Genomic DNA, 11,941 nt, shown 5'->3' on the forward strand with positions numbered 1-11,941 from the left:
CGCGGTTCGCGCTTATCATGGCCCACCCCCGCTAACCGTCCTGCGCCCGCGTGTGGGCCCGCGGCGCCGGTGCGCAGCGGGCCCTCTCGCGGTAGTTCGGACGGTCACCGCACCGGGTGCCCGGCCTCCCGCAGCGCGTCCTTGACCTGCCCGATCCGCAGGTCCCCGAAGTGGAAGACGCTCGCGGCGAGCACCGCGTCCGCACCCGCCTCGACGGCCGGCGCGAAGTCGGCGAGCTTGCCGGCGCCGCCGGAGGCGATGACGGGCACGGAGACGGCCTTGCGGACGGCCCGGATCATCTCCAGGTCGTACCCGTCCTTGGTGCCGTCGGCGTCCATCGAGTTGAGCAGGATCTCGCCGGCGCCGAGTTCGGCCGCGCGCCCGGCCCATTCGACGGCGTCGAGGCCGGTGCCCTTGCGCCCGCCGTGGGTGGTGACCTCGTAGCCGGACGCGGTCTCGGTGCCGGGAGGGCAGCGCCGGGCGTCCACGGACAGCACCAGGACCTGCCGCCCGAACCGCTGGGCGATCTCGCGGACCAGTTCCGGCCGGGCGATGGCGGCGGTGTTGACGCCGACCTTGTCGGCGCCGGCCCGCAGCAGCTTGTCGACATCCTCGACGGCGCGGATTCCGCCGCCGACGGTGAGCGGGATGAAGACCTGTTCGGCGGTGCGGCGGACCACGTCGTAGGTGGTTTCCCGGTCGCCGGAGGAGGCGGTGATGTCGAGGAAGGTCAACTCGTCGGCGCCCTCGGCATCGTAGAGCTTGGCCATCTCGACCGGGTCGCCGGCGTCGCGCAGGTTCTGGAAGTTGACGCCCTTGACCACCCGCCCGGCGTCGACGTCCAGGCAGGGGATGACACGTACGGCGAGGGTCACGGCTGGTTGCCTTCCAGGGTCTTTGCCAGCCCGGCACGATAGGCGTCGAGCTCGACCTCGACCATCATCCGGGAGTCGATCAGCCCGTCGACCACCACCATGGTGGCCGCCGGGCGGGCGGCGTCGAAGAGTTGGTGGTGGGCGCGGCCCACCTCGTCGGCGTCGCGGGCGTGGGTGATGTACATCCGGGTGCGGACCACGTCGTCCGCCGTCAGACCGTACGCGGCGAGGGCGCTGAGGCCGACGCCGAACGCGGCGAGGGTCTGCCGGTAGGGGTCGCCCTCGTGCTCGATCCGGCCGTTCACCCAGGCGGTGGAGCCGGCCACGTGCACGTGGTCTCCCGCGGCGACCGCCCGCGAGTAGCCGAACTGGTCCTCCCAGGGGGAGAATCCGCCGACCCTGCCACGCACGATCCGACGTTCCGTCATCCTGAAACCGCCTCCAGGGCCTCTTCGAGGGTGAACTTCTGCTCGTAGAGTGCCTTGCCCACGATGGCGCCCTCGACACCCGCACCGACCAGGCCGGCGATGGCGCGCAGGTCGTCGAGCGAGGAGACGCCGCCGGAGGCGACGACGGGGCGGTCGGTGGCGGCGCAGACGTCGCGCAGCAGTTGCAGGTTGGGGCCGGTCAGGGTGCCGTCCCGGTTGACGTCGGTGACGACGTAGCGGGCGCAGCCCTCCTGGTTGAGCCGCTCCAGCACCTCGAAGAGCTGGCCGCCGTCGCGGGTCCAGCCGCGGCCGCGCAGGGTGGTGCCGACGACGTCCAGGCCGACGGCGATCTTGTCGCCGTGCTCGGCGATGGCCTTGGCGACCCACTCGGGGGCTTCCAGGGCGGCGGTGCCGAGGTTGACCCGGGTGCAGCCGGTGGCGAGCGCGTTGGCGAGCGACTCGTCGTCGCGGATGCCGCCGGACAGCTCGACCTTGATGTCGAGGCGGCCGGTGACCTCGCGCAGCAGCTCGTAGTTGGTGCCGGTGCCGAAGGCGGCGTCGAGGTCGACCAGGTGCAGCCACTCGGCGCCGGCGTTCTGCCAGGCGAGGGCGGCGGCGAGGGGTTCACCGAAGGAGGTCTCGGTGCCGGACGCGCCCTTGACCAGGCGGACGGCCTGGCCGTCCCGGACGTCGACGGCGGGAAGCAGTTCGAGGCGGCTCATAGTCACAACTCTTCCAAGCTCAGAGGGTGTTGACCCAGTTGGTCAGGAGGGCGGCGCCGGCGTCGCCGGACTTCTCGGGGTGGAACTGGGTGGCCCAGAGCGGGCCGTTCTCGATGGCGGCGACGAAGGGCTGCCCGTGGGTGGCCCAGGTGACGAGCGGGGCGTGGATCCGTGCGCTGTGGGTCTCCAGCTCCCAGTGCCGCACGCCGTAGGAGTGCACGAAGTAGAAGCGGCTCTGCGGGTCGAGGCCGGCGAACATCCGGCTGCCCTCGGGCACGTCCACGGTGTTCCAGCCCATGTGCGGGATGACGGGGGCGTCCAGCGGCTCGACGACGCCGGGCCACTCGTCGCAGCCGGCCGTCTCCACGCCGTGCTCGACCCCCTTCTCGAAGAGGATCTGCATGCCGACGCAGATGCCCATGACGGGGCGGCCCCCGGCGAGCCGGCGGTCGATGATCCAGTCGCCCCGGACGGACTTCAGGCCGCGCATGCAGGCCTCGAAGGCGCCGACGCCGGGGACGAGCAGGCCGTCCGCGTTCATCGCGGTGTCGTAGTCGGAGGTGACGGTGACGTCCGCCCCGGTCCGTTCGAGCGCGCGCTGCGCGGAGCGGAGGTTGCCCGACCCGTAGTCGAGGACGACGACGTTCTTGCCCATGTTCAGGTGTCCAGTCTCTCTGCTGCGGGTCTACAGACGCATGATGCCGGAGGCCAGGCACATGACCGAGCCGAACGCGAGCACCAGGATGACGCCCTTGGGCAGCTTCTGCTTCCAGAACGAGATCACGCCGCCGGCCAGGAAGAGGCCGACGAAGATGAGGGCGAGGGCCGCCTTGCTCACAGTGCACCCTTGGTCGAGGGGAGGATTCCGGCCGCGCGCGGGTCGCGCTCGGCGGCGTAGCGCAGGGCTCGGGCCAGCGCCTTGAACTGGCATTCCACGATGTGGTGGGCGTTGCGCCCGTACGGCACGTGGACGTGCAGGGCGACCTGCGCCTGGGCCACGAAGGACTCCAGGATGTGCCGGGTCATCGTGGTGTCGTACGAGCCGATCATCGGCGCCATGTGCTCGGGCTCGGTGTGCACCAGGTACGGCCGGCCGGAGAGGTCCACGGTGACCTGGGCGAGCGACTCGTCCAGCGGCACCGTGCAGTTGCCGAAGCGGTAGATGCCGACCTTGTCGCCGAGCGCCTGCTTGAAGGCGGCGCCGAGCGCGAGGGCGGTGTCCTCGATGGTGTGGTGGGTGTCGATGTGCAGGTCGCCGTCGGTCTTGACGGTGAGGTCGAAGAGACCGTGGCGGCCGAGCTGGTCGAGCATGTGGTCGTAGAACCCGACGCCCGTGGAGATGTCGGTCTTCCCGGTGCCGTCGAGGTCGATCTCGACCAGGACCGCGGTCTCCTTGGTGGTGCGTTCGACGCGTCCGATGCGGGACATACGGGTTACAGCTCCTTGATCACTGTGCGGACGGCGTCCAGGAAGGCGTCGTTCTCTGCGGGCGTGCCGGCGGTGACGCGCAGCCACCCGGGGACGCCGTTGTCACGGACCAGGACGCCCTGGTCGAGGATGGCCTGCCAGACGGCGTGGGTGTCGGCGAAGCGGCCGAACTGGACGAAGTTGGCGTCCGAGTCGGTGACCTCCAGGCCGAGCCCGCGCAGCGCGTCGACCAGCCGGTCGCGCTCCTCCTTGAGCCGGCCGACGTACCCGAGCAGGGTGTCGGTGTGCTCCAGGCAGGCCAGCGCGGTGGCCTGGGTGACGGACGACAGGTGGTACGGCAGGCGGACCAGCTGCACCGCGTCCACCACGGCCGGGTCGGCGGCCAGGTAGCCCAGGCGCAGCCCGGCCGCGCCGAAGGCCTTGGACATGGTGCGGGAGACCACCAGGTTGGGGCGGCCCTCGATGAGCGGCAGCAGCGAGGCCCGGTGCGAGAACTCGACGTAGGCCTCGTCGACGACGACCAGGCTGGGCCCGGCGGCCTGCGCGGCCTCGTACAGCCGCAGCACGGTGTCGGCGGCGACGGCGGTGCCGGTCGGGTTGTTCGGCGAGCAGATGAAGACCACGTTCGGCCGGTGCTCGGCGATCGCGCCGAGGGCGGCGTCCAGGTCGATGGTGAAGTCGTCGTTGCGCGGGCCGGAGATCCACTCGGTGCCGGTGCCCCGGGAGATCAGCGCGTGCATCGAGTAGGAGGGCTCGAAGCCGAGCGCGCTGCGACCGGGGCCGCCGAAGGTCTGCAGCAGCTGCTGGAGCACCTCGTTGGAGCCGTTGGCGGCCCAGACCTGCTGCCGGGTGACGGCGAAGCCGGTGGTCCGGCCGAGGTACGCGGCGAGGCCTTCGCGCAGTTCGACGGCGTCCCGGTCGGGGTAGCGGTTGAGGTTGCGGGCGGCCCCGGCGACGCGCTCGGCGATCCGGGCGACCAGCTCCTCGGGGAGCGGGTACGGGTTCTCGTTGGTGTTCAGCTGGACGGGCACGTCCAGCTGCGGCGCGCCGTACGGGGACTGGCCGCGCAGCTCGTCGCGGATGGGGAGGTCGTCGATCCGAGTCCTACGAGCCTCACCAGCCACCGGAGTCGCACCAGCCTCAGAAGTCACAGGAGTCACAGGAGGAGTAACAGGAGTCACAGCAGTCACGATCCCGGCACCGTCCAGTCGAAGCGCGCCTTGATCGCGTCGCCGTGCCCGGGCAGGTCCTCCGCGTTGGCGAGGTTGACCACGTGCGCGGCGACGTCCGCGAGCGCGTCCCGGTCGTACTCGACGACCTGGACGCCGCGCAGGAAGGTCTGCACGGACAGGCCGGACGAGTGGCAGGCGCAGCCGCCGGTGGGCAGCACGTGGTTGGAGCCGGCCGCGTAGTCGCCCAGCGAGACCGGCGTCCAGCGGCCGATGAAGACGGCGCCCGCGTTGACGACCTTGGCGGCCGCCGCGTGCGGGTCCCGGGTCTGGATCTCCAGGTGCTCGGCCGCGTAGGCGTTGACCACGGCGAGGCCCTGCTCCAGGTCGTCGACCAGGATGATCCCGGACTGCCGGCCGCCCAGTGCCTCGGCGACCCGCTCGCTGTGCTTGGTCCTGGCGACCTGGACGGCGAGTTCCGCCTCGACCGCGTCGGCCAGCGCCGGCGAGTCGGTGACGAGCACCGAGCCGGAGGTCGGTCCGTGCTCGGCCTGGCTGATCAGGTCGGCGGCCACGTCGGACGGCAGCGCGCTGTCGTCGGCGAGGACGGCGATCTCGGTCGGGCCTGCCTCCGAGTCGATGCCGATCCGGCCGGCGAACAGGCGCTTGGCGGCGGCCACGTAGATGTTGCCGGGGCCGGTGACCATGTTGACCGGCGCGCACTCCTCGGTGCCCAGCGCGAACATCGCCACGGCCTGGGCGCCGCCGACGGAGTACACCTCGTCCACGCCGAGCAGCGCGCAGGCCGCCAGGATGGTCGGGTGGACGCGGCCGTCGAACTCCTTCTGCGGCGGGGACGTCACCGCGATGCCCTGGACGCCCGCCTCCTGGGCCGGCACCACGTTCATCACCACGGAGGACGGGTAGACCGCCAGCCCGCCCGGCACGTAGAGGCCGACGCGCTCCACGGGCACCCAGCGCTGGGTGACGGTGCCGCCCGGCACCACCCGGGTGGTGTGCTCGGTGCGGCGCTGGTCGGCGTGCACGGCGCGGGCCCGGCGGATCGACTCCTCCAGCGCGGCCCGCACCTTCGGGTCCAGCGTCTCCAGGGCCTCGGCCAGTTGCTCGGCCGGGACGCGGGTCGACTCCAGCCGGACGCCGTCGAAGCGCTCGGTGATCTCGATCACGGCCGCGACCCCGCGATGGCGTACGTCCTCGGCGATCGGCCGCACCTTCTCCAGGGCGGCCGCCACGTCGAACTCGGCACGGGGCAGCAGGTCACGCGGGTCGTCCAGCGAGCCGCGGAGGTCGATTCGAGAGATCACGCCACCCAGTGTAAGGAGTGGCCGGAACCCCTGGCCCCGCATTTCAGTCCGTGATACGAAAGGCGAGACGACCGGGGGGACGGGGAAAACCATGCTGGAGCACGCCCCGGAGGGCTGGACCGACACGGAGCGTGAGCTCTGGGAGGCCTTCCGTCGCGGCAACGTCTTCGACCGGCGGAGTGGCGACGCCGCCACCGACGACCCCTTCGGGGACGCCGTCTGGGGCCCCGGGCGCACCGTCCGGGCCAGGGTGCTCGCCCATCTGCTGCTGGCCGGCCCGGCCGCCGCCACCGGGCGGGTCGCCTCGCTGCGGCTCAACGGCGTGCTGGTCACCGGCGCGCTCAACCTGGCCGGCGGCGCCATCGGCCACTACGTCGAACTCCGCGAGTGCCGTTTCGAGCGCAAGATCCTCATCTCGGAGGCCTCGGCCTCGACGCTGCGCTTCGTCACCTGCCTGATCCCCCGCCTGGAGGCCTCCCGGCTCACCACCACCGGCGACCTCCACCTGGCCCGCTGCCGGATACCCGAGGGCGTACGGCTCACCGACGCCAAGGTCGGCACCGACCTGCTGCTCAACCAGACCGTCCTGGGCGGCGACCGCTACGGCCGCGCGCTGTCCGCCGACGGCCTGGCCGTCCACCAGGACTTCGAGGCCGAACGCGTGGACGTGGAGGGCGAGTTGAGCCTGCGCACGGCCCGGATAGGCGGGCGGCTGTCGCTGCGCGGCGCCCAGCTGCGCGCCGTCCCGCAGAACCGCACCTGCCTCAACGCCGTCCGGCTCACCGTCGGCCACACCCTCTACCTGACCAGCTCCGCCGACGGCGGCTGGTTCGGCTCCCGCAGCTACTACGGCTCCGGCTACGGCCAGAACCCGCCGCCCGGCGCCCCCAGCACCCCGTTCCGCGCCTACGGCCGGGTCCGGCTCTCCGACGCCCGCTTCGAGAGCGCCTGCCTGATCTCCGGCGAGTTCCACCTGGAGGGTGACGACGAGCTCTCGCTGCGCCGCATCCACACCCCCGAGCTGCGGTTCACCTGCCGGATCCGCCCCACCGGCACCGTCTCGCTCTCCCGCGCCCGGGTCGGCAACCTCGTCGACACCCCGGACGCCTGGCCGCGCGGGCGCCACCTGGGCCTGACCGGCTTCGTCTACGAGGTGCTGCGCCCGGTCGGCCCCTTCAGCGTCCAGCAGCGGATCGCCTGGCTGGAGGGCTCCTCGGTGGACTTCCAGCCCGAGTCCTACGAGCAGCTCGCCGCCGCCCTGCGCCGCGACGGCGCCGACGACGACGCCCGCGAGGTGCTGTACGCCAAGCAGCGCCGCCGCCACCGGACCCTCCCGCTGCCCGCCCGGATCTGGGGCCGGGTCCAGGACGCCACCGTCGGCTACGGCTACCGCCCCGGCCGGGCCGGCCTGTGGCTGCTGCTCGCCTGGGCGCTGGGCAGCATCTGGTTCGCCACCCACCCGCTGGAGCCGCTGAAGGCCGACGAGCACCCGCACTGGAACCCGGTGCTGTACACGCTCAGCCAGCTGGTCCCGGTCGTCGAACTCGGCCAGCAGGGCTGGAACCCCGGGGGCCTCAGCCAGTACGTCTCCGCCGGGCTGGTGATCGTCGGCTGGCTGCTCGCCACCACCGTCGTGGCCGGCGCCACCCGCATGCTGCAACGGGGCTGACCGACCCGGCGGGCCCGCCCGCGGGCACAACCCCGACGCGCCGCGACCGCGCGGGGAACTACGCTGTCCGCCGTGACAGAACGGCTGCCGCTCTTCCCGCTGAACAACGTGCTCTACCCGGGCCTCGTGCTGCCCCTGAACGTCTTCGAGGAGCGCTACCGCCGTCTCGTCGCCGACCTGCTCCAACTACCGGCCGACACGCCGCGCCGCTTCGGCGTGCTCGCCATCAAGGACGGCCGCGAGGTCGCCCCGGTCCGCCCCGAGGAGGGCCCGGCCGGGCCGCTCGACGGCCTCGGCACCGCCACCGGGGACCCGCTGGAGGCGATGTTCCACATCGGCTGCGTCGCCGACGTCGCCTCCGTCCAGGAGCAGCCGGACGGCCGCTACGAGCTGCTGGTCACCGGCACCACCCGGTTCCGGCTCCGCTCGGCGGACGTCTCCGGCCCGTACCTGACCGGCGAGGCCGAACTCGTCGAGGAACAGCCCGGCGAAGGCTCCGGCGCCCTCGCCGCCGAGGTCGAGCGGGCCTTCCGGGTCTACCAGAAGCGCCTCGCCGGGGCCCGCGAGGCCAGCACCGTCGGGCGCCAGGAGCTCCCGGACGACCCGCAGGTGCTCTCCTACCTGGTCGCCGCCGCCTCGGTGTTCGAGACCCCGGTCAAGCAGCAGCTGCTGGCCTGCCCCGACACCGCCCAGCGGCTGCGCACCGAACTCGACCTGCTGCGCCGCGAGAGCTCCGTGCTCAGCTGGCTGCCGTCGCTGCCCGCCGTCGACCTCACCCGCCAGTCGTTCAGCCCCAACTGATCCGGAAAACCCGCACGTAATCCGGGACACCCGCACGTAAGTCCGGGGGAACCCGCACGGCGAAGAAGGAGCCCCACATGGCGAAGAAGCCGAAGAAGGGCGGGCAGGGCACCCCCGCCACCGTCGCCCTGGAGACCGCCGCCGTCCCGTTCACCGTGCACGCCTACGAGCACGACCCGGCCGCCGCCTCCTACGGCGGCGAGGCCGCCGAGGTCCTGGGCGTCGCCGCCGAGCGGGTCTTCAAGACCCTGGTCGCCGACGTGGACGGCGTGCTCACCGTCGGCGTGGTCCCGGTCGCCGGGCAGCTCGACCTCAAGGCCCTCGCCGCCGCCGTCGGCGGCAAGCGCGCCGCCATGGCCGACCCGGCCGCCGCCGAGCGCAGCAGTGGCTACGTCCTCGGCGGCATCTCCCCGCTCGGCCAGCGCCGCCCGCTGCGGACCGTGGTCGACGCCAGCGCGCTCACCCACCCCACCGTCTACGTCTCCGGCGGGCGCCGCGGCCTGGAGGTCGAACTCGCCCCGGCCGACCTGGTCACCCTGACCGGTGCCCGCACCGCACCGATCGCCCGCTGACCCCGGCTGACCCCCGCTGCCCCCCTGCCCCCCCCGCTGACCCCGGCCGACGGGCCCACCCGCAGATGGGCCCGGGCCCACGCGGTCAGCCCTGCCCGCGCTCCCCCGGCCGCGCAGCGCCGTCCGGCCGAGCACCGTCGTCCGCCCGCACGGCGTCCTGCGGCCGCGCCGCGCCGTCCGCAGGGGCCTGCGGCGCGGCCACCCCGTACGGCCCGGCCCAGTACGGCGGCGGGTCCTCCTCGCGCTTGCCGAACGCCGCCGACAGCGCCAGCAGCACCACCATCGCCGCCATCGGCCACACCAGCAGCGCCCCCAGCGCGCCGAGGTCGATGCTCGCGTCGAAGTGCCCGCCGTTGCCGACCCGCCGGGCTTCGGCGATCAGGTCGTTGCTGGGGCCGAGCCACCGCCCGAGCCGCCAGGCGCCGACCGAGCCGAGCAGTCCGCCGACCACCAGTCCGAGCGCGACCGCGATGCCGCCGCCGCGCTGCCGGGTGGCCAGGAAGGCCCCGAGCGCGGTCAGGAGGCCGGCGCCGAGCGCGATCAGGGCGAAGACCGCGTCGGCCCCCGCCCGCTGTTCGCCCTCGGGGTCGGCGTAGAGGATGCGGTCGCCGTCGACGACCAGCGGCACCTTGGGCGCGAGCCAGACCCACAGCCCCGCCATCACCAGTCCGACCACGATGCAGGCCAGTACCGTGCCCGCGCCGAGCCGCAGCTCGGGCAGCAGCCGCTCCTTGAGCGTGGGGCCCGGCGACTGCGCGACCGCGAGGCCGTCCGGCGGCGGGGTCCCGGCGTCGGGGGCGGGCGGCGGCGCGTACGGATCGGGGGTGATGTCCGGCACCGCGTCCGCGGCGGCGCGGGTGGGGTCCGGAGGCGTGTTCGGTACGGTCACGGACCCCATCGTTTCACGATCGCGGCCGGGACGAGCCGTCGCCCGTACCTGGCGGAACCTGAACCCCGCACCTCGCGGAGCCGGCCCCCGCACCGCGCGGAGTCCGAGCCCCGCACCTCCCGGAGCCGGCCCCCGGGACACGCCGGGACACCCCCTACCGGGAGACGGCCCGCCGGTAGGCCCAGGTGGCGATCGCCAGCGACACCACGCCGACGCCCGCGCAGACGGCGAGGTCGCCCGCGATCAGCGCCCAGTCCGGGTCGGGTTCGAAGGTCCGGGCGAAGGCCTCGACGCCGTACGTGGAGGGCAGCAGGTCGCGCAGCCACAGGACGGGCTGCGGGAGGTGGTCGACGGGCAGCACGCCGAGCAGCAGGGCCGCCGACATGCCGAGCTGCCCGAGCATGGTGGCGATCTCCTGGCGGGGCGCGAGCAGCCCGCAGGCGGCCCCGAGCCCGGACAGGGCGGCTCCGGCGAGCGGGACGACGGCCAGCAGCACCCACAGCTGCCCGAGCGGCAGCCCGAACATCACGGCGCCGAAGGCCGCGGTGAGGACCGTCCCGGGCAGCGTGAACGAGGCGTAGGCGCCGGCCGCGCCGAGCACCACGGAGGCGGCGGGCACGGGCAGCGTCGCGTAGTGGTCGAGTCCGCCGGTGGCCCGCAGCTTCCCGAAGTACTGGGCGAGCAGGTTGAGGGCGACGAACGCCACCACCAGCACGCTGGACCCGGCGACCACGGACCGCGCGGCCGAGGTCTGCCCGGCGTCCACCACGCCCCGCATCATCACGAGGATGCCGACGGACTGGAAGGTGGCGACGAACAGCAGCGGGATCCGCGCCACCCGGGCCCGGGCGAGCTGGGCCCGGTAGACGGCGGCGAGGGCGGGCAGCAGCCGGGCCGCGGGGGCGAGCGGGGCGGGGGTGCCGCCGGTCGCGGGGGCGGCGGCCTGCGGCGGCACCGAGAGCAGCGTCACTTGGCCAGTCCTCCGTGGCGGCCCCCGAGCTTGAGGTAGGCGTCCTCAAGGCTCGGGGTGGCGAGGGTGAAGTCGTCGAGGGCGGCGAAGGCCGGGCCGGTGGTGACGGCGGCGACCAGTTCGCGGGCCTGTTCGGGGGTGGTGCGGACGGTCCAGCGGCGGCCGGTGCGTTCGGCCCGTTCGGCGAGTTCGGCGACGGCGGGGACGGCGAGCGGCGCCTCGTCCCGCCAGACCAGGTCGAGCCGGACGTCGCCGTCGACGAGGGCCTTGAGTCCGCCGGGGGTGTCGCAGGCGATGACCTGCCCGTCGTCGATGACGGCGACCCGGTCGAGCACGGTCTCGGCCTCGATGACGTTGTGGGTGACCAGCAGGACGGTGGCGCCGCGTTCGGTGCGGCGCCGGTCGACGGCGGTCCAGACGGCCCGCCGGGCGACGGGGTCCATGCCGGTGGTGGGTTCGTCGAGGACGAGCAGCGGCCGTTCCCCGACGAGGGCCGCGGCGACGCAGGCGAGCCGGCGCTGACCGCCGGAGAGCTTGGCGAGCGGCCGCTGGGCGAGGGGTTCGAGCCCGAGTTCGGTGAGGACGTCGGCGGCTTCGGCGCGGGCCTGGGCCCGGGTGAGGCCGCGCAGCCGTCCGGTGGTCTCGGCGGCGAGCGCGACGGTCAGTTCGTCGAGGGCGCTGGATTCCTGGCCGAGGTAGCCGAGCAGCCGGGCGGCCCGTTCGGGGTGGCGGACGATGTCGTGGCCGAGGAGTTCGACGGATCCGGAGTCCGGCCGCAGCAGGCCGGTGAGCTGGCGGACGAGGGTGGACTTGCCGGCCCCGTTGGGTCCGAGCAGTCCGAAGATCTCGCCCTGGCGGACGGTGAGGCTGATTCCGTCGTTGGCCCGGATCTCGGTGGCGCCGGCTCCGCGCCCGGTGCGATAGGTCCTCACGAGGTCGCGCACGGCGACGCACGGCGGGGTGTTCTGGGGTGCTCGCCCTGCCGACTCGTTCACGACCGAAGACTTTACGCGTTCGCACGGGCGAACCGGACAAGGGGGCCTGATCACCGAAAACCGGCGCGCGGCCCGCCGGGTCCCGCCGGGTCCAACCC

General features: G+C 73.6%; 14 protein-coding genes. 3 read left to right on the plus strand and 11 right to left on the minus strand.

The genetic code is table 11. From position 1 onward, the window contains the following. Window positions 1-104: 104 nt before the first annotated feature. The 8 genes from hisF to hisD form a co-directional block, all read right to left on the minus strand. Window positions 105-875, minus strand: coding sequence for an imidazole glycerol phosphate synthase subunit HisF (gene hisF, locus AB0P03_RS12480; protein ID WP_363582824.1), 771 nt, complete (start codon window positions 873-875; stop codon window positions 105-107). After that, window positions 872-1,303 (minus strand): RidA family protein, encoded by a 432-nt coding sequence (locus AB0P03_RS12485; protein ID WP_363582826.1) that lies wholly within the window; start codon window positions 1,301-1,303, stop codon window positions 872-874. The genes hisF and AB0P03_RS12485 overlap by 4 nt, the downstream gene beginning before the upstream one ends. Next, complete coding sequence (priA, locus tag AB0P03_RS12490; protein WP_350885736.1) at window positions 1,300-2,025, minus strand: bifunctional 1-(5-phosphoribosyl)-5-((5-phosphoribosylamino)methylideneamino)imidazole-4-carboxamide isomerase/phosphoribosylanthranilate isomerase PriA; 726 nt, start codon at window positions 2,023-2,025, stop codon at window positions 1,300-1,302. Before priA ends, AB0P03_RS12485 begins: the two co-directional genes overlap by 4 nt. Window positions 2,026-2,044: 19 nt before the next feature. After that, on the minus strand, window positions 2,045-2,680 hold the full coding sequence (hisH, locus tag AB0P03_RS12495; RefSeq protein WP_363628741.1) for an imidazole glycerol phosphate synthase subunit HisH: 636 nt from the start codon (window positions 2,678-2,680) through the stop codon (window positions 2,045-2,047). Between the two features lie 30 nt (window positions 2,681-2,710). Next, window positions 2,711-2,863: a hypothetical protein gene (locus AB0P03_RS12500; RefSeq protein ID WP_350885740.1), complete on the minus strand. Its 153-nt coding sequence runs from the start codon at window positions 2,861-2,863 to the stop codon at window positions 2,711-2,713. Beyond that, window positions 2,860-3,453, minus strand: a complete 594-nt coding sequence (gene hisB / locus AB0P03_RS12505) for an imidazoleglycerol-phosphate dehydratase HisB (RefSeq protein ID WP_063347182.1) — start codon at window positions 3,451-3,453, stop codon at window positions 2,860-2,862. Before hisB ends, AB0P03_RS12500 begins: the two co-directional genes overlap by 4 nt. A gap of 5 nt (window positions 3,454-3,458) precedes the next feature. Beyond that, window positions 3,459-4,577 carry a histidinol-phosphate transaminase gene (locus AB0P03_RS12510; protein ID WP_363628742.1) on the minus strand — a complete coding sequence of 373 codons (1,119 nt, stop codon included), beginning with the start codon at window positions 4,575-4,577 and terminating at the stop codon, window positions 3,459-3,461. A gap of 62 nt (window positions 4,578-4,639) precedes the next feature. Beyond that, complete coding sequence (gene hisD / locus AB0P03_RS12515; protein WP_363628744.1) at window positions 4,640-5,947, minus strand: histidinol dehydrogenase; 1,308 nt, start codon at window positions 5,945-5,947, stop codon at window positions 4,640-4,642. Window positions 5,948-6,038: 91 nt separating this feature from the next. Between hisD and AB0P03_RS12520 the strand changes: the two genes are divergently transcribed. The 3 genes from AB0P03_RS12520 to ybaK all read left to right on the plus strand — a co-directional run bounded on the left by AB0P03_RS12520 (window position 6,039) and on the right by ybaK (window position 8,989). Next, window positions 6,039-7,616: an oxidoreductase gene (locus AB0P03_RS12520; RefSeq protein ID WP_363628745.1), complete on the plus strand. Its 1,578-nt coding sequence runs from the start codon at window positions 6,039-6,041 to the stop codon at window positions 7,614-7,616. A gap of 72 nt (window positions 7,617-7,688) precedes the next feature. Then, a complete protein-coding gene (locus AB0P03_RS12525; protein ID WP_363618916.1) occupies window positions 7,689-8,417 on the plus strand; it encodes an LON peptidase substrate-binding domain-containing protein in 729 nt (242 codons plus the stop codon). A gap of 77 nt (window positions 8,418-8,494) precedes the next feature. Beyond that, complete coding sequence (gene ybaK / locus AB0P03_RS12530) at window positions 8,495-8,989, plus strand: Cys-tRNA(Pro) deacylase (protein WP_063347187.1); 495 nt, start codon at window positions 8,495-8,497, stop codon at window positions 8,987-8,989. 85 nt (window positions 8,990-9,074) lie between these two features. Here the strand turns inward: ybaK and AB0P03_RS12535 are convergent, their stop codons facing one another. The 3 genes from AB0P03_RS12535 to AB0P03_RS12545 all read right to left on the minus strand — a co-directional run bounded on the left by AB0P03_RS12535 (window position 9,075) and on the right by AB0P03_RS12545 (window position 11,843). After that, a complete protein-coding gene (locus AB0P03_RS12535) occupies window positions 9,075-9,878 on the minus strand; it encodes a hypothetical protein (protein WP_363628747.1) in 804 nt (267 codons plus the stop codon). 154 nt (window positions 9,879-10,032) lie between these two features. After that, window positions 10,033-10,848, minus strand: coding sequence for an ABC transporter permease (locus AB0P03_RS12540; protein ID WP_363582839.1), 816 nt, complete (start codon window positions 10,846-10,848; stop codon window positions 10,033-10,035). Beyond that, entirely contained in the window at window positions 10,845-11,843 is a 999-nt protein-coding gene (locus tag AB0P03_RS12545; protein ID WP_363582841.1) for an ABC transporter ATP-binding protein, read from the minus strand. Before AB0P03_RS12545 ends, AB0P03_RS12540 begins: the two co-directional genes overlap by 4 nt. Between the last annotated feature and the right edge of the window lie 98 nt (window positions 11,844-11,941).

Origin of the sequence: Kitasatospora sp. NPDC088779, from assembly GCF_040685395.1 — a bacterium.
Lineage (GTDB): Bacteria > Actinomycetota > Actinomycetes > Streptomycetales > Streptomycetaceae > Kitasatospora.

Bases quoted from the DNA above. Each gene is read 5' to 3' on its own strand.
- AB0P03_RS12485 (WP_363582826.1), bottom strand. From the start codon at position 1,303: ATGACGGAACGTCGGATCGTGCGTGGCAGGGTCGGCGGATTCTCCCCC.
- priA (WP_350885736.1), bottom strand. From the start codon at position 2,025: ATGAGCCGCCTCGAACTGCTTCCCGCCGTCGACGTCCGGGACGGCCAG.
- hisH (WP_363628741.1), bottom strand. From the start codon at position 2,680: ATGGGCAAGAACGTCGTCGTCCTCGACTACGGGTCGGGCAACCTCCGC.
- hisB (WP_063347182.1), bottom strand. From the start codon at position 3,453: ATGTCCCGCATCGGACGCGTCGAACGCACCACCAAGGAGACCGCGGTC.
- AB0P03_RS12520 (WP_363628745.1), top strand. From the start codon at position 6,039: ATGCTGGAGCACGCCCCGGAGGGCTGGACCGACACGGAGCGTGAGCTC.
- ybaK (WP_063347187.1), top strand. From the start codon at position 8,495: ATGGCGAAGAAGCCGAAGAAGGGCGGGCAGGGCACCCCCGCCACCGTC.